Origin of the sequence: Pseudomonas sp. (assembly GCF_035497915.1) — a bacterium.
Classification (GTDB): domain Bacteria; phylum Pseudomonadota; class Gammaproteobacteria; order Pseudomonadales; family Pseudomonadaceae; genus Serpens.
Genome location: NZ_DATJCS010000015.1, coordinates 47,803 through 71,271, shown reverse-complemented (window position 1 = coordinate 71,271; position 23,469 = coordinate 47,803). Strand labels below are relative to the sequence as shown.

At 68.1% G+C, this 23,469-nt stretch carries 20 protein-coding genes; 8 read left to right on the top strand and 12 right to left on the bottom strand.

Features of this window, described 5'->3' with window-relative positions:
* Positions 1-61: 61 nt before the first annotated feature.
* The 9 genes from VL129_RS05425 to VL129_RS05385 all read right to left on the bottom strand — a co-directional run bounded on the left by VL129_RS05425 (position 62) and on the right by VL129_RS05385 (position 11,494).
* Complete coding sequence (locus VL129_RS05425) at positions 62-874, bottom strand: formate/nitrite transporter family protein (RefSeq protein WP_039561718.1); 813 nt, start codon at positions 872-874, stop codon at positions 62-64.
* Between the two features lie 49 nt (positions 875-923).
* The gene (nirD, locus tag VL129_RS05420; protein WP_325410862.1) at positions 924-1,283 is read right to left on the bottom strand and encodes a nitrite reductase small subunit NirD; all 360 of its coding nucleotides are present in this window, start codon (positions 1,281-1,283) and stop codon (positions 924-926) included.
* Positions 1,280-3,820: a nitrite reductase large subunit NirB gene (nirB, locus tag VL129_RS05415; RefSeq protein ID WP_325410860.1), complete on the bottom strand. Its 2,541-nt coding sequence runs from the start codon at positions 3,818-3,820 to the stop codon at positions 1,280-1,282. Before nirB ends, nirD begins: the two co-directional genes overlap by 4 nt.
* A 365-nt stretch (positions 3,821-4,185) precedes the next feature.
* Entirely contained in the window at positions 4,186-4,656 is a 471-nt protein-coding gene (locus VL129_RS05410) for a hypothetical protein (RefSeq protein WP_325410858.1), read from the bottom strand.
* A gap of 176 nt (positions 4,657-4,832) precedes the next feature.
* A complete protein-coding gene (locus VL129_RS05405) occupies positions 4,833-5,714 on the bottom strand; it encodes a copper resistance protein B (RefSeq protein ID WP_325410855.1) in 882 nt (293 codons plus the stop codon).
* Between the two features lie 11 nt (positions 5,715-5,725).
* A complete protein-coding gene (locus VL129_RS05400; RefSeq protein WP_325410853.1) occupies positions 5,726-7,486 on the bottom strand; it encodes a copper resistance system multicopper oxidase in 1,761 nt (586 codons plus the stop codon).
* 40 nt (positions 7,487-7,526) lie between these two features.
* Positions 7,527-8,513: a YncE family protein gene (locus VL129_RS05395; RefSeq protein ID WP_325410851.1), complete on the bottom strand. Its 987-nt coding sequence runs from the start codon at positions 8,511-8,513 to the stop codon at positions 7,527-7,529.
* An 89-nt stretch (positions 8,514-8,602) separates the two neighbouring features.
* Entirely contained in the window at positions 8,603-9,064 is a 462-nt protein-coding gene (locus VL129_RS05390) for a DUF411 domain-containing protein (protein ID WP_325410849.1), read from the bottom strand.
* A gap of 60 nt (positions 9,065-9,124) precedes the next feature.
* Entirely contained in the window at positions 9,125-11,494 is a 2,370-nt protein-coding gene (locus VL129_RS05385; protein ID WP_325410846.1) for a heavy metal translocating P-type ATPase, read from the bottom strand.
* A 146-nt stretch (positions 11,495-11,640) separates the two neighbouring features.
* Here VL129_RS05385 and VL129_RS05380 point away from each other — a divergent pair, with 146 nt between their 5' ends.
* The 3 genes from VL129_RS05380 to VL129_RS05370 all read left to right on the top strand — a co-directional run bounded on the left by VL129_RS05380 (position 11,641) and on the right by VL129_RS05370 (position 14,376).
* Positions 11,641-12,324: a heavy metal response regulator transcription factor gene (locus VL129_RS05380; RefSeq protein WP_325410844.1), complete on the top strand. Its 684-nt coding sequence runs from the start codon at positions 11,641-11,643 to the stop codon at positions 12,322-12,324.
* On the top strand, positions 12,321-13,649 hold the full coding sequence (locus VL129_RS05375) for a heavy metal sensor histidine kinase (protein WP_325410842.1): 1,329 nt from the start codon (positions 12,321-12,323) through the stop codon (positions 13,647-13,649). The genes VL129_RS05380 and VL129_RS05375 overlap by 4 nt, the downstream gene beginning before the upstream one ends.
* A gap of 109 nt (positions 13,650-13,758) precedes the next feature.
* A complete protein-coding gene (locus VL129_RS05370; RefSeq protein ID WP_325410840.1) occupies positions 13,759-14,376 on the top strand; it encodes a YIP1 family protein in 618 nt (205 codons plus the stop codon).
* Between the two features lie 49 nt (positions 14,377-14,425).
* Here VL129_RS05370 and VL129_RS05365 read toward each other — a convergent pair whose 3' ends face one another.
* Positions 14,426-14,782 carry a hypothetical protein gene (locus tag VL129_RS05365; RefSeq protein WP_325410838.1) on the bottom strand — a complete coding sequence of 119 codons (357 nt, stop codon included), beginning with the start codon at positions 14,780-14,782 and terminating at the stop codon, positions 14,426-14,428.
* 110 nt (positions 14,783-14,892) lie between these two features.
* Positions 14,893-16,362, bottom strand: a complete 1,470-nt coding sequence (pdxR, locus tag VL129_RS05360; RefSeq protein ID WP_325410947.1) for a MocR-like pyridoxine biosynthesis transcription factor PdxR — start codon at positions 16,360-16,362, stop codon at positions 14,893-14,895.
* Positions 16,363-16,615: 253 nt separating this feature from the next.
* Here pdxR and VL129_RS05355 point away from each other — a divergent pair, with 253 nt between their 5' ends.
* Genes VL129_RS05355 through glyA form a run of 4 tightly spaced genes read left to right on the top strand, consistent with a single transcriptional unit; the run spans position 16,616 to position 21,153 of the window.
* Positions 16,616-17,851 (top strand): benzoate/H(+) symporter BenE family transporter, encoded by a 1,236-nt coding sequence (locus VL129_RS05355; protein WP_325410836.1) that lies wholly within the window; start codon positions 16,616-16,618, stop codon positions 17,849-17,851.
* Positions 17,851-18,630, top strand: a complete 780-nt coding sequence (locus tag VL129_RS05350; RefSeq protein ID WP_325410834.1) for a YggS family pyridoxal phosphate-dependent enzyme — start codon at positions 17,851-17,853, stop codon at positions 18,628-18,630. The genes VL129_RS05355 and VL129_RS05350 overlap by 1 nt, the downstream gene beginning before the upstream one ends.
* 50 nt (positions 18,631-18,680) lie before the next feature.
* Positions 18,681-19,853, top strand: coding sequence for an aspartate aminotransferase family protein (locus VL129_RS05345; protein ID WP_325410832.1), 1,173 nt, complete (start codon positions 18,681-18,683; stop codon positions 19,851-19,853).
* 34 nt (positions 19,854-19,887) lie between these two features.
* Complete coding sequence (gene glyA / locus VL129_RS05340; protein WP_325410830.1) at positions 19,888-21,153, top strand: serine hydroxymethyltransferase; 1,266 nt, start codon at positions 19,888-19,890, stop codon at positions 21,151-21,153.
* Between the two features lie 3 nt (positions 21,154-21,156).
* Here the strand turns inward: glyA and VL129_RS05335 are convergent, their stop codons facing one another.
* Positions 21,157-21,873, bottom strand: a complete 717-nt coding sequence (locus tag VL129_RS05335; RefSeq protein ID WP_325410828.1) for a 4'-phosphopantetheinyl transferase family protein — start codon at positions 21,871-21,873, stop codon at positions 21,157-21,159.
* A 251-nt stretch (positions 21,874-22,124) separates the two neighbouring features.
* On the opposite strand from VL129_RS05335, the gene VL129_RS05330 reads away from it, so the two are divergent.
* Positions 22,125-23,432 (top strand): MFS transporter, encoded by a 1,308-nt coding sequence (locus tag VL129_RS05330; protein WP_325410826.1) that lies wholly within the window; start codon positions 22,125-22,127, stop codon positions 23,430-23,432.
* Positions 23,433-23,469 lie beyond the last annotated feature (37 nt).

Genomic DNA, 23,469 nt, shown 5'->3' with positions numbered 1-23,469 from the left:
TCCCCCGGCCCCTCTCCCGTCAAGGGAGAGGGGGGAACGGCTGTACGCGGCCCCGGATGCCTCAAAGCACCGCCCGCTTCGGCGCCGTACGCACATGGGTGGCATACAGGGTCAGGCCGGTGAAGGCCAGGCCGCCGACCAGGTTGCCCAGTGCGGTGGGGATTTCGTTCCAGAGCATGTAGTCCATGATCGAGAAGTCGCCGCCCATCATCAGTCCGGCCGGGAACAGAAACATGTTCACCACCGAGTGCTCGAAGCCCATGTAGAAGAACAGCATGATCGGCATCCACATGGCGATCGCCTTGCCACCGACGGTGGTGGAGATCATCGCGCCGACCACGCCCATCGACACCATCCAGTTGCACAGCACGCCGCGCAGGAAGATGGTCGCCCAGCCGGCCGCACCGTACTGGGCGTAGCCCAGGGTGCGCGCCTCGCCGATGTGCGAGAGCTTCTGCGCCACTTCGCCCGGCTCGGTGGAGAAGCCGTAGGTGAAGACGAACACCATCATGAAGGCCACGGTCAGCGCGCCGGCGAAGTTGCCGAGGAACACCAGTCCCCAGTTGCGCAGGATGCCGCCGACGGTGACGCCGGGGCGGCGGTCGAGCAGCGCCAGCGGGGTGAGCATGAACACCCCGGTGAGCAGGTCGAAGCCCATCAGGTAGAGCATCACGAAGCCGACCGGGAAGAGCATGGCGCCGACCAGCGCGGAGCCGGTCTGCACGGTGATGGTCACGGCGAACACCGCCGCCAGGGCGAGGATGGCGCCGGCCATGAAGGCGCGGATCAGGGTGTCGCGGGTGGACATGTGGATCTTGGATTCGCCGGCGTCGACCATCTTGGTGACGAATTCGGCGGGCACGATATAGGACATGACGGTCATTCCTGTTGGTTGAATTCGCGAGACATCAGCCCAGGACCCTTCAGCCCAGGGCGATTTCCACGGCGTCGCCGTTCAGCCGCGCCGGCCAGACCCGCAGGCGTTGCTGCGGGTCCTCCAGGCACAGGCCGTCGTCCAGCCGGAAGTGCTGCTTGTAGAGGGGGGCGGCGACCACCGTCTGGCCCTTGAGGGAGCCGACGATGCCGCGGCCGATCACGTTGGCGCCGGACCTGGGGTCGCGGTTCTCGACGGCGTAGACCTGGTCACCGGGCAAGTGGAACAGCGCCACCTGGGTGCCTTCCAGCCAGGCGACAACGCCGGAGTGGGCCACCAGGTCGCGGCGGCTGCACAGGGCGCGCCACTGCAGCGCGGTTTCGGCATGAAGCGGGGCATACATGTTCATTGGAGCACCTCCTCGGCGGGAATCAGGGAAAGTTCGGATGCGCGCGCCGGGCGGCGCTGGCCGCGCTCGCGCACGAAGTGGATGTCCGGGTCGTCGCGGTGGTCGTTGACGAAGGTGCGGAAGCGCTTGAGCTTTTCCGGATCCTTCAGGGCGTTGGCCCATTCGCATTCGTAGCGGTCCACCACGAGCTGCATCTGGCGCTCCAGCTCGGCGCCGAGGCCCAGGCTGTCGTCGAGGATCACCGCCTTGAGGTAGTCCAGGCCGCCGTCCAGGCTTTCGCGCCACACCGAGGTGCGCTGCAGCTTGTCGGCGGTGCGGATGTACAACATCAGCACGCGGTCGATGGTGCGGATCAGGCCGGCGTCGTCCAGGTCGGTGGCGAACAGCTCGGCGTGGCGCGGACGCATGCCGCCGTTGCCGCAGATGTACAGGTTCCAGCCCTTTTCGGTGGCGATCACGCCGATGTCCTTGCTCTGCGCCTCGGCGCATTCGCGGGTGCAGCCGGAGACGCCGAACTTGATCTTGTGCGGCGCGCGCAGGCCCTTGTAGCGGTTCTCCAGGGTCAGGGCCATGCCGACGCTGTCCTGCACGCCGTAGCGGCACCAGGTGCTGCCCACGCAGGATTTCACCGTGCGCAGCGACTTGCCGTAGGCGTGGCCGGTCTCGAAGCCGGCCTCGATCAGCTCGGCCCAGATGTCCGGCAACTGGTGCAGTTGCGCGCCGAACAGGTCGATGCGCTGGCCGCCGGTGATCTTGGTGTACAGGTCGTACTTCTTCGCCACCTGGCCGATGGCGATCAGCCCTTCCGGAGTGATCTCGCCGCCGGGCACGCGCGGCACCACCGAGTAGGTGCCGTTCTTCTGCATGTTGGCCATGAAGGTGTCGTTGGTGTCCTGCAGCGGCACCAGCGCCGGATCCTGGATCGGCCGGTTCCAGCAGGAGGCGAGGATCGAGCCCACCGCCGGCTTGCAGATGTCGCAGCCCAACTCGCCCTTGCCGTGGCGGGCCAGCAGCTCGTCGAAGCGCTCGATGCCTTCGACGCGGACGATGTCGTACAGCTCCTGGCGGGTGTAGGCGAAGTGCTCGCAGAGGCTCTTGTCCACCGCCACGCCGCGGGCGCTCAACTCGTGTTCGAACACCTGCTTGAGCAGGCTGGCGCAGCCGCCACAGCCGGTGGCCGCCTTGGTGGCGCTTTTCAGCTCACCCAGGTCGGTGATGCCGGCGTCCACCTGGCAGCACACCGCGCCCTTGGTGACGTTGTGGCAGGAGCAGATGGTGGCGGTGTCGGGCAGGGCATCGGCACCCAGCGCCGGCGCGCCATCCGAGACCGGCAGGATCAGGCTGGCCGGGTCGTCGGGCAGCTTGATGCCGTTTTGCGCGTACTGCAGCAAGGTGTCGTAGTAACTGTTGTCACCGACCAGCACCGCACCGAGCACGCGCTTTCCGTCGGCGGAGACCACCAGGCGCCGGTAGCTGGCGCTGGCCTCGTCGATGAAGCGGTAGCTGCGCGCGCCGGGTGTGGCGGCATGGGCGTCGCCGATGGAGCCGACATCCACGCCGAGCAGCTTGAGCTTGGTGGACATGTCGGCGCCGGTGAACGGCGTGGCGTCGAGGCCAGCGAGTTGGTCGGCCACGGTGCGCGCCATGCTGTAGCCCGGCGCCACCAGGCCGAACACGCTGCCGTTCCAGGCTGCGCATTCGCCGATGGCGTAGATGGCAGGATCGCTGCTGCGGCACAGGTCGTCCACCGCCACGCCGCCGCGCGGGCCCAGTTCCAGGCCGGTGGCGCGGGCCAGGGCGTCCTGCGGACGGATGCCGGCGGAGAACACGATCAGGTCGGTTTCCAGGCTGTCGCCGTCCTTGAAGTCCATGCGGTAGCGGTACTGGCTGCCGGCGACGATGGCCTCGGTGGCGCGGGACAGGTGCACGCCGACGCCGAGGGCCTCGATGCGCGCCTTGAGCGCGTCGCCACCCAGTTCGTCCAGCTGCACCGGCATCAGGCGCGGCGCGAATTCCACCACATGGGCTTCCAGGCCCAGCGACTTCAGCGCGTTGGCCGCTTCCAGGCCGAGCAGGCCGCCACCAACCACCACGCCGCGGCGGGCGCCCTGGGCGGCGAGCCGGATGGCGTCCAGATCCTCCAGGGTACGGTACACCAGCCGGGAATGGCCTTCGGCGCCCGGAATCGGCGGCACGAAGGGGAAGGAGCCGGAGGCCAGCACCAGGTGGTCGTAGGCGTAGCGGCCCTGTGAGGTGATCACCTGCTTGCTGGCGCGGTCGATGTCGATCACCGCTTCGCCCAGGTGCAGGTGCACGCCATGGCGGGCATAGAAGTCCGGCTCGCACAGGGCCAGCGACTCGGCATCGCGGCCGCCGAAGTATTCGGACAGGTGCACACGGTCGTAGGCGCGCTGGCGCTCTTCGCCGAACACCCGCACCTGAAAGCGCTCGAGCGCACCCTGCTCGGCCAGACGGGCCACGCAGTGATGACCCACCATGCCGTTGCCGATGATGACGACCCTGACTGTCGTGTTCATGTGTCCTTCCTCTGCCTTGCCGGCCGGTTTTCCCGCCGGCCGAAACGCAAAAAGGCGCCTGGAGCCGTTGAAAGCTCCAGGCGCCTTTGCCTGGTGATTCTGTGTGGGGTGGTGTTGGCCGAGCGCCGTTGCCCGGATCACCTGAATAACGGGGTCTTCGCTGACCCTGCCTGGGAGTTAGCAGGGAGCGTGCCAGCGACGGAATGACGTGCGGCAATGCCCGATGCAGAGCGGTTTGGCGGCGAATGAGGGCAGGCGCGACGGGCTGGACGAATGATCCCTGGTGGGGCGAAGCGCCCGTCGCGCTCCCTGTTTTGGGGCAGAGGTGTTATCCCCTCTCACCCGGCCGGGGAGAGGGGAATGACTCAGCGGTACTTGTGGTGCCACTGTTCCTTGTAATGGCCCCGGCCGCGCTTGTGCTTGTGATCGTGGCGCGCATGGCGACGGTCGCCCCGGTAATCGCGTCGATCATCATCGCCGCCGTACGCATTGCCCAGCGCGCCGCCGGCGGCGCCACCCACGGCGGCACCCAGCAGGCCGCCATTGGTACCGCCGACCTGCTGACCCAGCACATTGCCGCCGGCCGCACCCAGGCCACCGCCGACAGCGGCTTCGGTGCGATTGCGTCGGTCGGCGCCGACCGCGCTGCCGGCAGCGCCACCGACCCCCGCGCCGATCGCCGCGCCTGTGCTACCGCCAAGATGTCCGCCGACCACGCTGCCCATCACCCCGCCCAGCGCTCCACCGACGGCTGCTTCGGTGTCCTTGCCGGCAAAGGCGCTGCCGCTACTGAGCAGGCCGAGGGTCAGAAAAATAATCGGGGCATGCTTCTTCATCAGGTGTCGCCTCAAAAAAATGACGGGGCGATGCTCGCTGCCGGAAGGTGCCGAAACAAGCCCTCGGCCGACGAGCTGCACGGCTTTACCAACTATTTATGGACTCCTTACAAAGCGCGGAACTTTGCGCCCTGGCGCGCGGCCAAACACCCCTTGGCCAATGCCGGCCACGGGTCTCAAAACCAGAAGCGGACCCCGGCGACCACGACGGTTTCCTCGCGATCTTCTCCCGCGCGGCGCAGATAATCGGCCGTATTGCCATAGGCGCGCTGCCAGCTCACGCCCAGGTAGGGGGCGAATTGCCGGGTCATCTCGTAGCGCAGCCGCAGGCCGGCCTCCGCATCGCTGAAGCCCGCGCCGACGCCGCGTGCCGCGTCGTTGCGGCCGTGCAGGTTGAGCTCCACGGCCGGCTGCAGGATCAGCCGGTTGGTCAGCAGGATGTCGTAGTCGGCGGCCAGGCGCAGGCCGGTCTGGCCGCCTTCGCCGAAGAACGCGCTGACTTCGGTTTCCAGGCCGTACAACGGCATGCCCTGGAGCCCGGCTACCGCCCAGGTCTGCGGTGAGCCCGGCTTGAAGTCCTGGCGCACGCCGAGCACGCTTTCCCACCAGGGGCCGATGGCGTGGCTCCACAGCAACTGCAGTTCGGCTTCCTCGGTGTGGCCATCGACGCGCTCGCCTTCCGAGCGCAGCGCCAGGCGGTTGATGTCGCCGCCGATCCAGCCGTCGATGTCCCAGGCCAGGGCGTTGCCGTCATCGGCATCCCGCCATTCCAGCTGGTCGGTGAGTAGCAGGAAGTTCGTCCCGCCGGCGTGCATGGCATGCGGCGGCAGGTCGGGGAAGGCGGCGGCGCGGTCGGCGGCGCTTGGCACCGGGAGCGGTGTGCGGCCGGCGCCGTACGTTGGCGCGTGCTGGTGGCGATGGTCGTCGGCACTGGGTGACGGCGCGCTCGGCGGATGGTGGCCATCGTGCGCGCCTTGTGCCAGGGCCTGCGGCGCCTGCGCGGCGAGCAGCAGGCCGACCGCCAGCGAGGCGGCAAAGGATGTGCTGCGGGGGTTCATCATCAACTTCCTCATTCTTCCACGCGGACTTCACGGAACATGCCGAGGTCCATGTGCATCAACAGGTGGCAGTGGAAGGCCCAGCGGCCCAGCGCGTCGGCGGTGACGCGGTAGCTGCGCCGCGAACCGGGCGGCATGTCGATGGTGTGCTTGCGCACCAGGAAGTTGCCCTGTTCGTCCTCCAGATCGCTCCACAGGCCGTGCAGGTGGATGGGGTGATGCATCATGGTGTCGTTGACCAGCACGATGCGCACGCGCTCGCCGTATTTCAGGCGGATCGGCTCGGCATGGGCGAATGCCACGCCGTCGATGGACCAGGCGAAGCGCTCCATGTGGCCGGTCAGGTGCAGCTCCAGCGTGCGGCTCGGTTGCCGGCCGTCCGGGTCGGCGAAGCGGCTGCGCAGGTCGGCGTAGGTCAGCACCCGGCGCCCGTTGTCGCGCAGGCCGATGCCCGGATCGGCCAGCTTGGCCACCGGCTGCAGGGTCTGCATGTCGAGCAGCGGGTTGCCGGCTTCGCTGGCTGGATGCTGCTGCAGGGGCATCGCCGTCTGAGCCATGGCGCCGTGATCCATGCCGGCCATCGAGCCGTGATCCATGTCGCCCATGGCCGCATGATTGATCGCGCTGTCCGTCTGGCCGTGCGCCCCATGCTCGCCGTGGCCCATGTCTTCCATGCTCAGCACCGGGCGCGGGTCTACCGCCGGCACCGGCGCGCGCAGGCCGTCGCGCACCGCCAGCGTGCCGCAGGCATAGCCGCTGCGGTCCATGGCCTGGGCGAACAGGCTGTAGGCCGGTTGGTCGCCGGGTTCGACCAGCACGTCGTAGGTTTCCGCCACCGCCAGGCGCAGTTCGTCGACCTGCACCGGCTCGACCGGCTGGCCGTCGGCGGCGATCACGGTGAGCTTCAGGCCGGGGATGCGGAAGTCCAGGTAGCTCATGGCCGAGCCGTTGATCAGCCGCAGGCGGATGCGCTCGCCCGGCTTGAACAGGCCGCTCCAGGGATTTGCCGGCGTGCGGCCGTTGAGCAGGTAGCTGTAGGTCGCGCCGCTCACGTCGGCCAGGTCCGTGGGGCTCATGTTCATCCGTGCCCAGGCCCAGCGGTCACTCAGCGTTGCGCTCCAGCCGTGGTCGGCAGCGTCGCGGATGAAGTCGCCCACGGTGCGGCGATGCTCGTTGTAGTAGTCGGACTGCTTCTTCAGCTTGGCCAGCACCCGCGCGGGGTTCTCGTCGGTCCAGTCGGAGAACATCACCACATAGTCGCGTTCGTAGCGGTGGGGCTCGGGCTGCCGTGGTTCGATGATCAGCGGGCCGTACACGCCGAGCTGCTCCTGGAAGCCGGAATGGCTGTGGTACCAGTAGGTGCCGTGCTGCTTCACCCTGAAGCGGTATTCGTACAGGCCGTCCGGTGCGATGCCGGCGAAGCTGAAGCCCGGTACGCCGTCCATGTTGGCCGGCAGCAGGATGCCGTGCCAGTGGATCGAGGTGTCCACCGGCAGGCGGTTGCGCACGCGCAGGGTGACGGTGTCGCCTTCGCGCCAGCGCAGCAGTGGCCCGGGAATCGAGCCGTTGATGGCCATGGCGGTGCGCCGCCTGCCGGTGAAGTCGACGTCTAGCGCGTCGATGGTCAGGTCGAATTCGGTGCCGGCCAGCACGGTCGGCTGGCCGGGGCTGGTCAGCGCCCAGACCGGCGGGCGCCACAGGCCCAGGCCGGCGAATGCGCCGCCGGCGGCCAGGCCCTTGAGCAAGGTGCGTCGGGAAGGTGTGGAATGCATGCGAGGTGGATATCCCTATGAGTCAAAAAGATGCGCGAGCTCAGCGCGCCACAATGCCGTTGGGGCCGGCGGCGGTCGGGTAGCGGGTCAGTTCCCGATGGCTGTTCAGGTCGACCACCGACACGCTGGCGTCGAAGGCATTGCTGATGTAGGCGCGCGTGCCGTCTGCGATGGACACGCCGTGGGCGCCCTTGCCGACTTCGGGGCTGGCCAGGAGCCGGCCGCTGGCGGCATCCAGGATCGACAGGTTGTGCCCGGGCGCCTGTGCGCTGCCCTGATTGGCCACGATCAACTGCTGGCCATCGGGCGAGACGGACAACTGGATGGGACCGGGGCCGACCGGGTAGCGGTCAAGCAGCGTGCGGCGCCGTACGTCCACCGCCGCCACGGCGTTCTCGCCGCTGAGCGAGACGAACAGGCGCTGGCCGTCGGGGGCGAAGGCCACCTGCACCGGTTGGCTGCCGACCGCGATGCGTGCGACTTCTGCGCGGCGTTGCACGTCGATCAGGCTGACATCGCCGCTGTCGCGGTTGGCCACCGCCAGGCTGCGGCCGTCCGGGGACAGGCGCAGGCCGTGGGGGTAACGGCCGACCGGGATGCGGTGCACCACGCGCCGGGCGGCCAGGTCGACGACCAGCACCGCATGGCTGTCCGCATCGGTGATGAACGCCCATTTGCCGCTGGCATCGGGCACCACATGGGCCGGATGACCGCCCACGGCAACGGTGGTGGGTGAGGCGGCGGGATTCAGCGCATCCAGCATCAGCAGCCGACCGCCTTCGTCATGATTGCCGTGGCTTCCGTGGCCAGCGGGCATGCCGACAATCAGCAGGGACTTGCCGTCGGGCGTGAGATCCAGGTTGTGCGGCAGCACCTCCAAGGCAATCGTGCGGGTGGAGGCGGCGTCCTCGTCAATGATGGTCAGGCTGCCGGCGCCTTCGTTGGCGACATACACGGTGGCGGCCATCACGGGCGCGCCGGCGAACAGGGCGCTGGTCAGAGCCAGGGCGAACAGGCGGGATTGCATGAGCGGTTTCCTTTGATGTTGCGAACAGCGCCCAGCCTACCGTCGCGCTACTGACGGCAGGCTGAAGCGCCGGTTACGTTTTCGTCAGCTCAGCGGCGCGGGGCCTTGTCCGCCGGGTAGTTGGCCAGCACCTCGTCCTGGCCGGAGCGGGTCAGGCCGATCACTTGATACGCCTGGCGGGCCTGGCCGTAGTCCATGCCCGGCGAGCCCGCCGGCATGCCCGGCACCGCGATGCCGAGCAGGTCGGGGCGCTTGCGCAGTTCGAGGATCTGCGCCACCGGTACGTGGCCTTCGACGAACTGGCCGTCGATCACGCCGGTGTGGCAGGAGCCCAGGCGCGGCTGCACGCCCAGCGCCTGCTTGACCGCGCCCATGTCGCGTTCGACGTGGTCACGCACCGCGAAGCCGTTGTCCTTCAGGTAGGCGATCCAGTCCTTGCAGCAGCCGCAATTGGCGTCGCGGTGCACGTCGATGGCCAGGGTTTCGGCCGCCTGGGCGGCGCCGCCGAGCAGCAGGGTGGCGAGGGTGGCGATACGCAGGGTGGGGTGCATGGAACTTCTCCGTTGGGAACGTCGTGGGATTCGTATTGCGGCGGGGCCGCGGATAAACAATCAGTCGATGGACACCTTGCGCAGGCGCAGCGCGTTGAACACCACCGAGGCCGAACTCAGGCTCATCGCCAGCGCGGCGATCATTGGCGACAGCAGATGGCCGGTCAGCGGGTAGAGCAGGCCGGCGGCCAGCGGAATGCCCAGCGCGTTGTAGAGGAAGGCGAAGGTCAGGTTCTGGTGCATGTTGCGCACGGTGGCCACCGACAGGCTGCGCGCGCGCAGGATGCCGAGCAGGTCGCCCTTGACCAGCGTGACCTGGGCGCTGTTCATCGCCACGTCGGTGCCGGTGCCCATGGCGATACCGATGTCGGCGCGCGCCAGGGCCGGGGCGTCGTTGATGCCGTCGCCGGCCATGGCCACGCGGTGACCCTGCTGTTGCAGGAGCGCGGCCAGGCGCTCCTTGTCCTGCGGCTTGACCTCGCCGTGCACCTCCTCGATGCCCAGCTCGCGGGCCACCGCCCGGGCGGTGGTCAGGCCGTCACCGGTCGCCATGATCACCCGCACGCCGTCGGCCTGCAGACGCTCGACCGCCAGTTTCGAGGTCGGCTTGAGCGGATCGGCGACCGCCAGCAGCCCGGCCAGCGTGCCATCCACCGCCAGGTACATGATGCTCACCCCGTCGCCGCGCAACCGTTCGGCGCTGGCCTGCAGCGGGCCGACATCCACGCCGGCATCGGTCAGCAGCGCGGTGTTGCCCAACTGCAGGCGGCGGCCCTCGACCTGCCCGCGCACGCCGATGCCGGAGGCCGATTCGAACGTCTCGGGCGTGCTCAGCGCCAGGCCCTGGGCGCGGGCCTGATCGACGATGGCGTGGGCCAGCGGATGCTCGCTGCCCTGATCCAGGCTGGCGGCCAGCCGCAGCACCTCGTCCGCCACGAAACCGGGCGCCGCCTCCACGCTGTGGAACGCGGGGCGGCCTTCGGTCAGGGTGCCGGTCTTGTCGACGATCAGCGTGTCGATCTTGCGCAGGTTCTCGATGGCGCCGGCATCGCGGAACAGCACGCCGCTGCTCGCCGCCTTGCCGGTGGCGACCATCACCGACATCGGCGTGGCCAGCCCCAGGGCGCACGGGCAGGCGATGATCAGCACCGCCACCGCGTTGATCAGGCCGAACACCCAGCTCGGTTCCGGCCCCCACAGGCCCCAGCCGAGCAGCGTGAGCACGGCGATGCCGATCACCACCAGCACAAACCAGCCGGCGATGACGTCGGCCAGCCGCTGCATCGGCGCCTTGGAGCGCTGGGCCTGGGCGACCATCTGCACGATCTGCGCGAGCACGGTCGCGCTGCCGACCTTCTGCGCCTGCATCACCAGGCTGCCGTGGGTGTTCAGGGTGGCGCCGATCAGGCTGTCGCCGGCGCGCTTCATGATCGGCAGCGGCTCGCCGGTCAGCATCGACTCGTCCACCGCGCTTTCACCGTCCAGCACCCGGCCGTCGACCGGCACCTTCTCGCCCGGTCGCACGCGCAGGGTGTCGCCGCTGTGCACGTGGCTGAGCGGGATGTCTTCTTCGCTGCCGTCGGCATTGATGCGCCGCGCGGTCTTGGGCGCCAGGCCGAGCAGCGAGCGGATCGCCGCCGAGGTCTGCGAGCGCGCCTTGAGTTCGAGGATCTGGCCGAGCAGGGTCAGCGAGATGATCACCGCCGCCGCTTCGAAGTACACGCCGATGCGCCCGTCCTGCATGAAGTCGGCAGGGAACACGCCGGGCGCCAGGGTGGCGACCAGGCTGTACAGGTAGGCGGCGGCGGTGCCCAGGCCGATCAGCGTCCACATGTTCGGGCTGCGCCGGATCACCGAGCGCACGCCGCGCACGAAGAACGGCCAGCCGGCCCAGAGCACCACCGGGGTGCTCAATGCGAGCTCGACCCAGTTCTGCGCGGCGCCATGGAACAGGTTCAGGGCATGCCCGCCCATGGCCAGCGCGGTGACGATCACGGTCAACGGCAGGGTCCACCAGAAGCGCCGGGTGAAGTCCCTGAGCTCCGGGTTTTCCTCTTCTTCCAGTTCCGGCATGACCGGCTCCAGCGCCATGCCGCATAGCGGACAGGTGCCGGGGCCGACCTGGCGGATTTCCGGGTGCATCGGACAGGTGTATTCGGCGGCGGCCGCTGCCGTGGCGGCCACTGCCGCGGCGGCCGCCCCTGCGTCGGGCGCGGCCGCGGCCGGCGCATGATCAGTGTGCTGGGCGGACAGGTACTTGTGCGGCTCGGCGCCGAAGCGCTCCAGGCAGTGCTGGCTGCAGAAGCGCAGGCGCTGGCCCGCATGCTGGGCCTGGTAGGGACTGTCGGGCTTGACCGTCATGCCGCAGACCGGGTCGCGGTCCGGTGCTGCGGGCGGTGCTGGGTGTGACGAGGCCGGCAGGCTTGGCATGGCGGTGTTCCTTCTAGGGTTGTCCGCACCCTAGCGCGGGATGGCTGACATCAGGCTGAGCCCGGGATTACTTTTCTGTCAGCTTGTGGTCAGCGTCGTTCCGGCGCTGCACACTGCCCGCGTCTGTTCCCCGTGGGGTGTTGTCCATGAAACTCCTGGTCGCCGAAGACGAACCGAAAACCGGCACCTACCTGCAGCAGGGCCTCGGCGAGGCCGGCTTCAGCGTCGACCGCGTGACCAGCGGCACGGAGGCCGTGCAGCAGGTGCTGAGCGAGCCCTACGACCTGCTGATCCTCGATGTGATGCTGCCCGGCCTGGATGGCTGGGAAGTGCTGCGCCGGGTGCGCGCCGCCGGCCAGGACATGCCGGTGCTGTTCCTTACCGCGCGCGATCGGGTCGAGGACCGGGTCAAGGGCCTGGAACTGGGCGCCGACGATTATCTGGTCAAGCCCTTTGCCTTCTCCGAGCTGCTGGCCCGGGTGCGCAGCCTGCTGCGCCGTGGCAACCAGGCGGCGGTGGCCACCCACCTGCGCATCGCCGACCTGGAGGTCGACCTGCTCAAGCGCCGCGCGGTGCGCGCCGGGCGGCGCATCGACCTGACCGCCAAGGAGTTCGCCCTGCTGGAACTGCTGCTGCGCCGGCGCGGCGAGGTGCTGCCCAAGTCGCTGATCGCCTCGCAGGTCTGGGACATGAACTTCGACAGCGACACCAACGTGATCGAGGTGGCCATCCGCCGGCTGCGCGCCAAGATCGACGACGACTTCGAGCCCAAGCTGATCCACACCGCGCGCGGCATGGGCTACATGCTCGACGAGCCCGAGCCGTCATGAGGCGCCTGTCGCTCACCGCGCGGCTGAGCCTGCTGTTCATGCTGGCGGTGGCCGGGGTGCTGGCGGGCTCGGGGTTTTTCTTCAACCACCTCAGCCAGCACCATTTCGACGAGCTGGACCAGCAGACCCTGAGCGTCGCCGCTGCCGCTGCCGAACGCCTGCTGCGCGAGGCGCCGCCGGCGAGCCGCGACGGGCAGCTGCGCGCGCTGTTCAGCGGCCAGGCCGATCTGCAGGCGCGGATCCTGGAGGACGGGCGCCTGCTGTTCGCCACGCCGGAGCGGGGCGCGGCCCCGTTCGGGGCGGGCTCCGGTGAATGGCGGTACGAGGGGCGCGCCTGGCGGGGACTGGAAAGGAACGTCATGGTGGATGAGCGGCCCGTGAGCATCCAGCTGATGCTGGATGTCACCACCCATCAGGTGTTCTCCCACCAGTTGGCCGGCTGGCTGTGGGCGGGGCTGGGGCTGGCGGCGCTGCTCAGCGTGCTGCTGGGCTGGTTGCTGGTGCGCAGTGGCCTGCGCCCGCTGCGCCAGGTGACCGAGGTGATCGCCTCGGTGTCGGCCCGTTCGCTGGAGGAGCGCATCGAACAGGAGGTGCCGGCCGAGCTGCGCGCGCTGGTGCAGGCGTTCAACGCCATGCTGGCGCGCCTGGAGGACTCCTTCGTGCGCCTGTCGAACTTCTCGGCGGACATCGCCCACGAACTGCGCACCCCGGTGAGCAACCTGCTCACCCATACCGAAGTGGTGCTGACCCGCGCCCGCAACGTCGAGGACTATCAGGAGAACCTGCACTCCAACCTGGAAGAGCTGCAGCGCATGGCGCGGATGATCGACGACATGCTGTTCCTGGCCAAAGCCGACAACGGGCTGATTATTCCCGAGCAGCGGCCGGTGGCGCTGCACGAACTGTGCGCCAGCCTGCTGGATTTCTACGGGTTGTCCGCGGAGGAACGCGGTATCCGTTTCGAACTGAGCGGCGAGGCCACCCTGCAGGGCGACGTGCTGATGCTGCGTCGGGCGCTATCCAACCTGCTGTCCAACGCGCTGCGCTACACGCCGGACGGCGCCAGCATTCGCCTGAGCCTGCAGCAGACCGAACACGCGGTGCGCCTGTCGCTGGCCAACCCCGGCGGCACCATCGCCGCCGAGCACCTGGAGCGCCTGTTCGACCGCTTCTACCGCGTCGATCCGGCCCGCCGCGAGGGCCACCCCGGCAACGCCGGCCTGGGACTGGCCATCACCCGCTCGATCGTCGAGGCACACCGGGGACAGATCCGCTGCCACAGCGCGGAGGGTTGGACGACCTTCGAGCTGGCGTTTCGCGTGTGAAAGGCGATCGCTCCCGCGTGGTGACGCGAATGCCGGCGCGGTTTCCTTAAGTCCGCCCTGTCGACTGTCGCCGTATCGGTCGTACCCGCTGAACTGAACGGACGACGACATGGCAGAAACAACAGTGCTCAATCCCTGGCTATCTATGTGGACGAAGCCGCGCTCGACCGTTCAATGGCTCGTCGAGCACGACCCCGGGCGAAGCGTCGTGCTGCTCCCCACCCTGGCCGCTCTTTCCGATGCGCTGAACCGAGCGAGCAGCAAAGGCCTGGGGGATACCTCGCCGTTGCCGTTGATCCTGGTGATGGCCCTGGTGACCAGTGTCATTTTCGGCCCCCTCATGCTTTATCTCGGGTCGATCATTCTGGGCTGGACAGGCAAATGGCTGGGAGGCCGCGCATCGAGAGGGGCGATCGGCATGGCGCTTGCCTGGTCGATGGTGCCGATTGCCTGGTCGCTGTTGCTGTGGATTCCCGAGCTGCTGATTTTTGGCACCGAGCTGTTCAGCCACTCGGCACCCAGTGTTGCCGCCAGCCCATTGCTCTTCCTGTCATTCAAGGTCGCCGAGGCGGTGCTGGGGTGCTGGGCGTTGGTGCTGCTGCTCAAGAGCCTTGGCCAGGTACAGGGTTTCTCCGCATGGCGCGCCCTGGGAACCACACTGCTGGGGCTGCTGATTCTGGTCGTGCCGATCGTGCTGCTGGTCTTCGCATTCAAGGCGCTGTTCTGACGCTGGCGCACGGGCCGCGATCCGTCGTATCGAGACGGATCGGCCCGCCCTACATCGGGATATCTTTCGCGCAGTAGATCTTTGCCAGGTTCTGCGTGCTGTAGCAGGTCAGGCCGTCTTGCACGATGGATTGCGGCACGGGAAAGCCGGGCTCACCGTCCAGGCTGATCGAGGACGTGTCCTCGGTGGCGCTCACGCTGACCGCACTTTCGCCGCCGCCGATGTCCCACTGCGCCCAGTACGAATGGACATTGGCGCATACGGTTACGCCGCACGCCCGCTCGGTTTCCTCGTCCCCGCTGATCACCAGGCACATGCCCTGCATCTCGCCGCAGCCGGCCACGCCAGGACCGGCGAACAGCAGCGCGCACAAAAACAGCAGGGGTTTCGCGAGGCTCGATTTCATTTCACTACCTGAGGGTGGACTGGGGGTGGCCGGCGAACGCTACTGTTTGGCCATTACGGTGTCCACTGATTGCAGGCGCAGCAATGTCGCAGGGAGTCGCGCCGCAGGGCCTATTTGCTGCGCAGTGCCTTGGCCAGGCGCAGCATGGCGGCTTCGATTTCCATGGCGGTCAGGGATGAGTAACCCAGCAGCCAACCCTGTTTTCGTTCCTCCCCGGCATACAGTCGACTGAGCCCGGGCAACTGTACGCCGGCATTGGCAGCCAGGCGGATGGTCCTTTCTTCCGACCAGCCCTCGTCCAGCAGGCAAGGCATCTGCAAGCCGCCCGGAGGTCGCATGGCGGTGGCGATACCGCTCAGATGCCTGCCGATGGCATCGAACATGCTGGCCCGACGTCCCGCGTACAGTTTGCGCATGGCCCGCACATGGGCGTTGTAGTGGCCGTCTTCCATGAAGCGCGCCAGGGTCAGCTGAAGGATTTGCGGGGTGTGTCCGTCCATGATGCTGCGCGCATGGGTGAACGCTTTTACCAGGGGCTGGGGCAACACCATGTAACCCAGGCGCAGGCCCGGAGAGAGTGTCTTGCTGAACGTACCCACGTAGAGGGTGCGCTGGTACTTGTCCAGGCCCTGCACACAGGCGGTCGGCAAGCCGTCGTAGTGGAACTCGCTGTCATAGTCGTCCTCGATGATCCACCTGCCGTTTTCCGCCGCCCAGTTGATCAGCTCGAGCCGGCGCGCCAGTGGCAGGGTCGCCCCGGTGGGGTACTGGTGGGAGGGCGTCACATAGACGCAGTTGGCGCCGCTGCGATCCGCGCGCAGCAGGTCGGTGCGAATGCCCAGCGCATCGACATCGATGGGCACGACCCTGGCCTCGGCGCTTTCGAAAGCTTTCCGGGCGCCGTAGTAGCCGGGGTTTTCCAGCAGGATCGGCTTGCCGGCATCGACCAGCAGCTGTGCGCACAGGAACAGCGCCTGGCGGGTACTGCTGAGTACCAGGATCTGCTCCGGGGTGCATGCGGCGCCGCGTTCCAGATTCAGGTAGGTGGCGATGGCCTTGCGCAGCGGCTCGGCGCCCTGCGGATCGCCATGCAGCAGGACACTGGCCCGGTGGTCCTTCATGGCCTGGCGCTGCAGACGTAGCCAGACATCGATGGGGAAGGTGCGGGTTTCCGGCAGGCCGGTGGCAAACGCCTTGACCACCTGCTGATCGCTGACGCCGCCGCTGTCGAGAATCATGCGGCCGCGCCGGCTCAGGCCGGCTTCCGCCGCCGCCGTCTCGGTGCGCCGGGCTTCCCGTGGCCTCGGGCGCTGACGCGCGACCCCCTGCAGTTCGTTGCCTACCGCCTCGGCCACGTAGCTGCCCGAGCCCTCGCGTCGCACGATGAAACCATCACGATGCAGTTGCACATAGGCGTTTTCGACCGTGTCGCGCGCCACCCCCAGCGAGGTGGCCAGCGAGCGGGTGGCCGGCAGCTTCAGGCCCGGGGCCAGGGCGCCGTCGAGGATCAGCGCGCGCAGGGCGCGCTGAATGCGCTGATGCAGATCCAGGCGCTGAAGCTCGGCATCGTTGAGCCGCATCTTGAGCGTTTCGAGCTCGAAGGTTTTCACGAAGTGGTCTGCCCTGAACAAAAAAACCGGCCGGCGGAAGCGGGCCAGTTTATCCGTGGTTGCGCTCACCGCCGAAGGAATTTCTCGACGTACCCCGGCGGCAGCTCCAGACGGGAAAGTGGTCTGGTTATCTGATGGAAAGTGTACGGGTTCTGCGGACCATTGCCGCGCTATAAATCAGCCGCCAATTCCAGCCTCGTGTTGCCAGGAGCCACCTGAAGCCATGTCGTCCACAGCCTCCCCATCCGCGGTTCGCCTCCGCGATCTCGTCCATCCGATCGTCGCCGGGCTGGTCTCGGTGATCGTCAACTATGGCGGTACCTTCATTCTGGTGTTTCAGGCGGCCCGGGTGGCGGGGCTGAGTCCTGAGCTGACGGCTTCCTGGGTATGGTCGGTATCGATTGGCGTGGGGCTGAGCGGGCTGTTGCTCAGTTGGCGGTTCCGCGAGCCGATCATCACCGCCTGGTCGACCCCGGCGGCGGCATTCCTGGTCGTCGCCCTGGCGACGACGCCCTATGCCGAGGCGGTCGGCGCCTACCTGGTCTCGGCCGCCGCCTTCGTGCTGCTGGGCGTGTCCGGCTATTTCGAGAAGGTCATCCGCCTGATCCCGCCGGGCGTGGCCGCGGGGTTGCTGGCGGGTATCCTGCTGCAGTTCGGCATCGGCGCCTTCGCGGGCGTGAGCGTCGACCCGCTGCTGGCCGCGCTGCTGATTGGCGCCTACGTCGTGCTCAAGCGCCTGAGCGCGCGCTACGCGGTGGTGGGGATTCTGCTGCTCGGCCTGGCCTTCCTGCTGGTCCAGGGACGGGTGGACCTGTCCGGGCTGGAGCTGCGGCTCGCGGCACCGGTGTTCACCCCGCCCGCGTTCTCGCTGAACGCCCTGCTCAGCGTGGCGCTGCCGCTGTTCCTGATCACCCTGACCGGCCAGTACATGCCCGGCATGTTGGTGCTGCGCAACGATGGCTTTCGCACCAGCGCCAACCCGATTGTCACCGTCACCGGGCTGGGCTCGCTGCTCATGGCGCCGTTCGGCTCGCACGCGTTCAACCTCGCCGCGATCACCGCGGCCATCTGCACCGGCAGGGAAGCCCACGAAGAACCCGCCAAGCGCTGGATCGCCGGTGTCGCCGCAGGGGTCTGCTACATCCTCGTCGGGGTCTTCGGCGTCACCCTGGCCGCACTGTTCATGGCCTTCCCGGCGACGTTCATCACCACCCTGGCCGGGCTCGCCCTGCTCGGCACCCTCGGCGGCAGCCTGGCCAGCGCCATGGCCGACGCCAAATCCCGCGAAGCCGCGCTGATCACCTTCCTGGCCGCCGCCGCCGATATCAGCCTGTTCGGGATCGGCGGGGCGTTCTGGGGGCTGGTGATCGGGCTGGCGGCATTCGCCGTGCTCAATGGCCGTTTGCCGCGCCGCACGCCGGCCGGCCAACCGGTCGCCAATGCGGGAGGGACCCACTGATGCCGCGTCTGCACGAACAGCATGGCCGTTACCCGCAGGCCAACAGCGTCGAGGACTTCCAGCGCAACCTGGCCGCTGTGCGCCAGCGCATCGCCGACGCCTGCCGGCGGGTCGGGCGCGATCCGGCGGGGGTGCGCCTGCTGCCGGTGAGCAAGACCTTCGATGAGGCGCACCTGCGCCTGGCCTACGCCGCCGGCTGCCGCTTTCTGGGCGAGAACAAGGTGCAGGAAGCGCAGCGCAAATGGGAAGCCATGGCCGACCTGAGCGACCTGCAATGGTCGGTGATCGGCCACCTGCAAACCAACAAGGCCAGGCAGGTCGCGCGCTTCGCCGCCGAGTTCCAGGCGCTGGACAGCCTGCGGCTGGCCGAGGCCCTGGACCGGCGCCTGCAGATCGAGGGTCGGCGGCTGGACGTGTTCGTCCAGGTGAATACCTCCGGCGAGGCCAGCAAGTACGGCCTGGCGCCTGACGCGGTGGCCGACTTCCTGCGCGCGCTGCCGGCGTTCTCCGCGCTGCGGGTGCGCGGCCTGATGACCCTGGCGCTGTTCTCCGCCGACGCGGCCCGTGTGCGTCCCTGTTTCGTGCGGCTGCGCGAGCTGCGGGAGCGCCTGCGCCAGGACGCACCGGCCGGTGTCGGCCTGGAGGAGCTGTCCATGGGCATGTCCGGGGATTTCGAAATCGCCATCGAAGAAGGCGCGACCGTGGTGCGGGTCGGCCAGGCCATCTTCGGTGCCCGCGCCCTGCCGGACAGCCACTACTGGCCGACGGCCAGCGAATAGCACGATCACGCCATCCTGAACCTTTGCCCACGACCTCACGAAGGAATGCCATGACCCCCTCATCCGCGTATCTCATGCCGACCTACGCACGCCAGCCCGTTTCGTTCAGTCGCGGCCAGGGCGCGCGCCTGTGGGACACGCAGGGCATCGAGTACCTGGACGCGATCGCCGGCGTGGCGGTGACCAGCCTCGGTCACGCCCATCCCGAAATTGCCGCCGTGATCGCCGATCAGGCCGGCCAACTGCTGCATACCTCCAACCTGTTCCGCATCGAATGGCAGGAGCGACTGGCTGAGCGCCTGTGCGCCTTGTCGGGCATGCAGCGTGCGTTCTTCTGCAACTCGGGGGCCGAGGCCAATGAGGCGGCGCTCAAGCTGGCCCGCCTGCACGCCAGTGCCCGGAGGGTTACGGATCCCCAGGTGCTGGTCATGGAGAACAGCTTCCATGGCCGCAGCCTGGCAACCCTGGCGGCCACCGGCAACCCGGCCGCGCAGCGCGGCTTCGAGCCACTGATGCCGGGCTTCGTGCGGGTGCCCTACGACGACATCGAGGCGCTGCGGGAAGCGGCGCGGCAATTCCCGGGCATCGTTGCGGTGCTGGTCGAGCCGGTGCAGGGCGAAGGCGGGGTGCGTGCCGCGTCCGCCGGCTATCTGCAGGCACTGCGGCAACTGTGCGACGAGCACGACTGGCTGATGATGGTCGACGAAGTGCAGACCGGCCTGGGCCGCACCGGCACCTGGTTCGGCTTCCAGCAGGCGGGCATCGTGCCCGACGTCATCACCCTGGCCAAGGCGCTGGGTAACGGCCTGCCGATCGGCGCCTGCCTGGCCCGTGGTCGGGCGGCGGAACTGTTTTCCCCCGGCCAGCATGCCTCCACCTTCGGTGGCAATCCGCTGGCCTGCCGGGTGGCCTGCACGGTACTCGACATCCTGGCGCGCGAGCAGCTCCCGCAGCGAGCCGCCACCCTCGGTCGCCGGCTGCTGGCGGCCCTGCGGGAGGGGCTGAGCGCCTGTCCCGAGGTGCTGGCGATCCGTGGCCAGGGCCTGATGGTCGGGATCGAGCTGGATCGCCAGTGCCCCGAGCTGGTTGGCCGGGCACTGGAGGAACAGCGCCTGCTGATCACCGTGACCCGCGGCACCACCCTGCGGCTGCTACCGCCCTTGATCTGCGACGCCGCGCAGATCGACGACATTGCCGCGCGCGTCATCCGGCTTCTTGCCTAGCAGTCCCCCGATTTTCCAACCCACAGGTTCCCTTATGTACGACGCATCCCTGACCCTTGCCGATTTTGATCCCGAGCTGTCCGCGGCCATCCATGACGAGGAAGTCCGTCAGGAAGACCACGCCGAACTGATCGCCTCCGAGAACTATGCCAGTCCGCTGGTGATGGCGATCCAGAGTTCGGTGCTCACCAACAAGTACGCCGAAGGCTATCCGGGCCGGCGCTACTACAGCGGCTGCGAGCATGTCGACGTGGCCGAGCGCCTGGCCATCGCGCGGGCCAAGGCCCTGTTCGACTGCGACTACGCCAACGTCCAGCCGCATGCCGGTTCCCAGGCCAACGCCGCCGTGTTCCTGGCCTTGCTCAGTCCCGGCGACACGGTGATGGGCATGAACCTGGCCCAGGGTGGGCACCTGACCCACGGCAACCCGGTGAACTTCTCCGGGCGCCATTACCGGATCGTTCCCTACGGACTCGACCCACACACGGGTTTGATCGACTACGACGAGATGGAGCGCATCGCCCTGCAAACCCGTCCGAAGCTGCTGATCGGCGGATTTTCCGCCTATTCCCGGCACATGGACTGGGCGCGCATGCGCGACATCGCCAACCGGGTGGGCGCGCTGTTCTGGGTCGACATGGCCCATGTCGCCGGCCTGGTGGCGGCCGGCGAGTACCCGAACCCGCTGTCGCACGCCCATGTGGTGACCAGCACCACCCACAAGACGCTGCGCGGCCCACGGGGTGGCCTGATCCTGTCCAAGGGGCAGGACGATACGTTCTACAAGAAGCTCGATTCGGCGGTCTTTCCGGGTGTTCAGGGCGGCCCGTTGATGCACCTGATCGCCGCCAAGGCCGTGGCCTTCAAGGAAGCGCTGTCGCCGGGGTTCAAGACCTATCAGCGGCAGGTGGTGAACAACGCCCGGGCCATGGCCGCGGTGCTGCAGCGGCGGGGTTTCCGGATCGTCTCCGGCGGGACGGACAACCACATGATGCTGATCGACCTGTCCGACCGGCCTTACACCGGCAAGGACGCCGATGCCGCCCTGAGCCATGCCTGCATCACCGCCAACAAGAATTCGGTGCCCAACGACCCGCGCTCGCCGTTCGTGACCTCGGGGCTGCGGATCGGCACCCCGGCGGTGACCACCCGTGGGTTCGGCGTGCCGGAGTGCGAGCAGTTGGCGGGCTGGCTGTGTGACGTGCTGGATGCGCTGGAATCCGGCGACAGCGAGACGGTGGTTCGTCAGGTAGGGGAACAGGTGATGGCGCTATGCCGGCGCCATCCGGTGTATCGCTAGGCTCTAGCCCGGGCTGGCCGGCGTGGCCACGACTGTCAGCAGCTGTTCGCCCAGCATCCCGAACTGGCCCTCCAGCTGTGCGCCTACCCGCCATTCGTCGCCCAGGTCGCGCAGCAGGCCCAGGCGCAGGCGGCCGGCCGGGTCCCAGTCGAGCAGTTCCGCGTCCTGGAAATAGAAGCGCTGGCCGACCAGGGGATACAGCGCCTTGAACAGGCTTTCCTTGGCCGAGAAGGTCAGGGTTGTCAGCCAGGCGTGCAGCGCCGGCTCCAGCTGTTCGAGCCGCTGGTGCTCGCCGGCGGTGAGGATTTCCCCACGCAGGCGCTGGCTGCGTTCGGCACTCAGCAGGCGCTCCAGATCGATGCCCAGGCCGCGCCAGTGCGCGGTGCTGGCGACCAGCGCGGCGGCCTGGCCGTGGCTGTGGGTGATCGAACCGACCACGCCGGCGGGCCAGCGCGGCGCGCGGTCCTCGCCGACGGCCGGGACGCCCGGCTGGCCGGTGAGGCCGTGCAGGGCCTGGCGTGCGCACAGGCGTCCGGCCAGGTATTCGCACTGGCGCTTGGCGGCGCCGGGCACGCCGGGGATGGCGCAACTGACGAAGTCGCCGGGTTGCAACTGGTCGGCCTGGAACATCGTGCTGACCAGATGCGCGCCGGGCATGGGGATGGGTAGCGGCCAGTGCTCGCGCAGCGGTGCGCAGCAGGCGGGGTGGAAGTCGTTCATGGGGCAGCATTGTGCCGGGGAGGACGGGAGTCGTCACGTCGTCGGGAGCCGGCCATCCCGCCCGTGCCGGAGCCTGCTTTGCACGGGGCAAGGCACGAACCGGCGGTGCGGTCGGCGCCCTGCATTCATGGCGAGATAGTCCACCGTGATGGATAATGCGCGCTTTCGGCGGCTCCGGATGGGGCTGCCGGGCCGCCGTTGTACCGTTGTTCGCTGGACTGTGCCTGTCGCCGTCCTGCCAGAGAGTCGCCATGTTCAGCCCGCTCGTTACCTTTCCGGCGTTGTATGCCGCCACCCTGCTCATGCTCGCCGGTTCAGGGCTGTTCAGCACCTACATGGGCCTGCGCCTGACGGAGGAGGGCGCAGGCGATGCCTGGGTCGGCGGGTTGATGGCGGCTTACTATTTCGGCTTGGTGTGTGGCGGCAAGTTCGGTCACCGGCTGATCGCCAGCGTCGGCCATATTCGCTCCTATGTGGCCTGCGCCGGGCTGGCCACGGTGATCGTACTGCTGCACGTGCTGGTGGAGCGGTTGGAGGTCTGGCTGCTGCTGCGTTTCGTCATGGGCGCGGTGATGATGAACCAGTACATGGTCATCGAGAGCTGGCTCAACGAGCAGGCGGAAAGCCACATGCGCGGCAAGGTCTTCGCAGGCTACATGGTGGCTGTGGACCTGGGGCTGGTCGTCGGCCAGGGGCTGTTGGCAATGATTCCGTCACTGGATTTCAAGCCGCTGGTGCTGGTGGCGATCTGTTTCGCCTCGTGCTTGATTCCGCTGGCAGTCACGCGGCGTGTGCACCCGGCCAAGCTGGTGGCGGCCCCGCTGGAAATCGGCTTCTTTTGCAAGCGGGTGCCGCAGGCACTGGGCAGCATCTTCGTCGCCGGGCTGATGGTCGGCGCCTTCTATGGCCTGGCGCCGGTGTATGCCAGTCGCAATGGCCTGGATACCTCGCAGGCCAGTCTGTTCGTGGCCATGTGCATCGTCGCCGGTTTCTGTGCGCAGTGGCCGCTGGGATGGCTGTCCGATCGCGTGGATCGCAGCTGGCTGATCCGGGGCAATTCCATTTTGCTGTGCCTGACCGCCATTCCTCTCTGGGGGCTGTTCAGCCTGCCGTACTGGTTGTTGCTGGCCAATGGCTTCGTGACGGGCATGCTGCTGTTCACCCTGTATCCGCTGGCGGTGGCGCTGGGCAATGACCATGTCGAGCAGTCGCGGCGGGTGGCGCTATCGGCCATGCTGCTGACCACCTATGGTGTGGGCGCCTGCCTCGGGCCGCTGCTGGCCGGCCTGATGATGCATCGCTTCGGGCCGGGGATGTTCTACATGCTGGTGTCGATCTACGCCCTGGCGCTGATCTTCTGGGTGCAGCCCAAGCGTGTTACCGGGCGCCATCGTGTCGACGAGGCGCCGCTCAGTCACGTGCCGATGCCGGATACATTGAGCCCGATGGCGGCGGCGCTCGACCCGCGTATCGAGGAAGTGCCGGAAGAGCTGCTGGTCGAGACGCCGGCGAGCATTGGGCGCTCCGACGATGAGCCGGAAACGCGGGGAATGGCGTAGCTCGGCTTCGTGCCGCTTGACCGACGTCGCGTGCGGC

Bases quoted from the DNA above. Each gene is read 5' to 3' on its own strand.
- VL129_RS05365 (WP_325410838.1), bottom strand. From the start codon at position 14,782: ATGAAATCGAGCCTCGCGAAACCCCTGCTGTTTTTGTGCGCGCTGCTG.
- VL129_RS05350 (WP_325410834.1), top strand. From the start codon at position 17,851: ATGCCGCGTCTGCACGAACAGCATGGCCGTTACCCGCAGGCCAACAGC.
- VL129_RS05425 (WP_039561718.1), bottom strand. From the start codon at position 874: ATGTCCTATATCGTGCCCGCCGAATTCGTCACCAAGATGGTCGACGCC.
- glyA (WP_325410830.1), top strand. From the start codon at position 19,888: ATGTACGACGCATCCCTGACCCTTGCCGATTTTGATCCCGAGCTGTCC.
- nirD (WP_325410862.1), bottom strand. From the start codon at position 1,283: ATGAACATGTATGCCCCGCTTCATGCCGAAACCGCGCTGCAGTGGCGC.
- VL129_RS05375 (WP_325410842.1), top strand. From the start codon at position 12,321: ATGAGGCGCCTGTCGCTCACCGCGCGGCTGAGCCTGCTGTTCATGCTG.
- VL129_RS05345 (WP_325410832.1), top strand. From the start codon at position 18,681: ATGACCCCCTCATCCGCGTATCTCATGCCGACCTACGCACGCCAGCCC.
- pdxR (WP_325410947.1), bottom strand. From the start codon at position 16,362: ATGCGGCTCAACGATGCCGAGCTTCAGCGCCTGGATCTGCATCAGCGC.
- VL129_RS05400 (WP_325410853.1), bottom strand. From the start codon at position 7,486: ATGCATTCCACACCTTCCCGACGCACCTTGCTCAAGGGCCTGGCCGCC.
- nirB (WP_325410860.1), bottom strand. From the start codon at position 3,820: ATGAACACGACAGTCAGGGTCGTCATCATCGGCAACGGCATGGTGGGT.
- VL129_RS05370 (WP_325410840.1), top strand. From the start codon at position 13,759: ATGGCAGAAACAACAGTGCTCAATCCCTGGCTATCTATGTGGACGAAG.
- VL129_RS05410 (WP_325410858.1), bottom strand. From the start codon at position 4,656: ATGAAGAAGCATGCCCCGATTATTTTTCTGACCCTCGGCCTGCTCAGT.
- VL129_RS05395 (WP_325410851.1), bottom strand. From the start codon at position 8,513: ATGCAATCCCGCCTGTTCGCCCTGGCTCTGACCAGCGCCCTGTTCGCC.
- VL129_RS05330 (WP_325410826.1), top strand. From the start codon at position 22,125: ATGTTCAGCCCGCTCGTTACCTTTCCGGCGTTGTATGCCGCCACCCTG.
- VL129_RS05390 (WP_325410849.1), bottom strand. From the start codon at position 9,064: ATGCACCCCACCCTGCGTATCGCCACCCTCGCCACCCTGCTGCTCGGC.
- VL129_RS05355 (WP_325410836.1), top strand. From the start codon at position 16,616: ATGTCGTCCACAGCCTCCCCATCCGCGGTTCGCCTCCGCGATCTCGTC.
- VL129_RS05405 (WP_325410855.1), bottom strand. From the start codon at position 5,714: ATGAACCCCCGCAGCACATCCTTTGCCGCCTCGCTGGCGGTCGGCCTG.
- VL129_RS05335 (WP_325410828.1), bottom strand. From the start codon at position 21,873: ATGAACGACTTCCACCCCGCCTGCTGCGCACCGCTGCGCGAGCACTGG.
- VL129_RS05380 (WP_325410844.1), top strand. From the start codon at position 11,641: ATGAAACTCCTGGTCGCCGAAGACGAACCGAAAACCGGCACCTACCTG.
- VL129_RS05385 (WP_325410846.1), bottom strand. From the start codon at position 11,494: ATGCCAAGCCTGCCGGCCTCGTCACACCCAGCACCGCCCGCAGCACCG.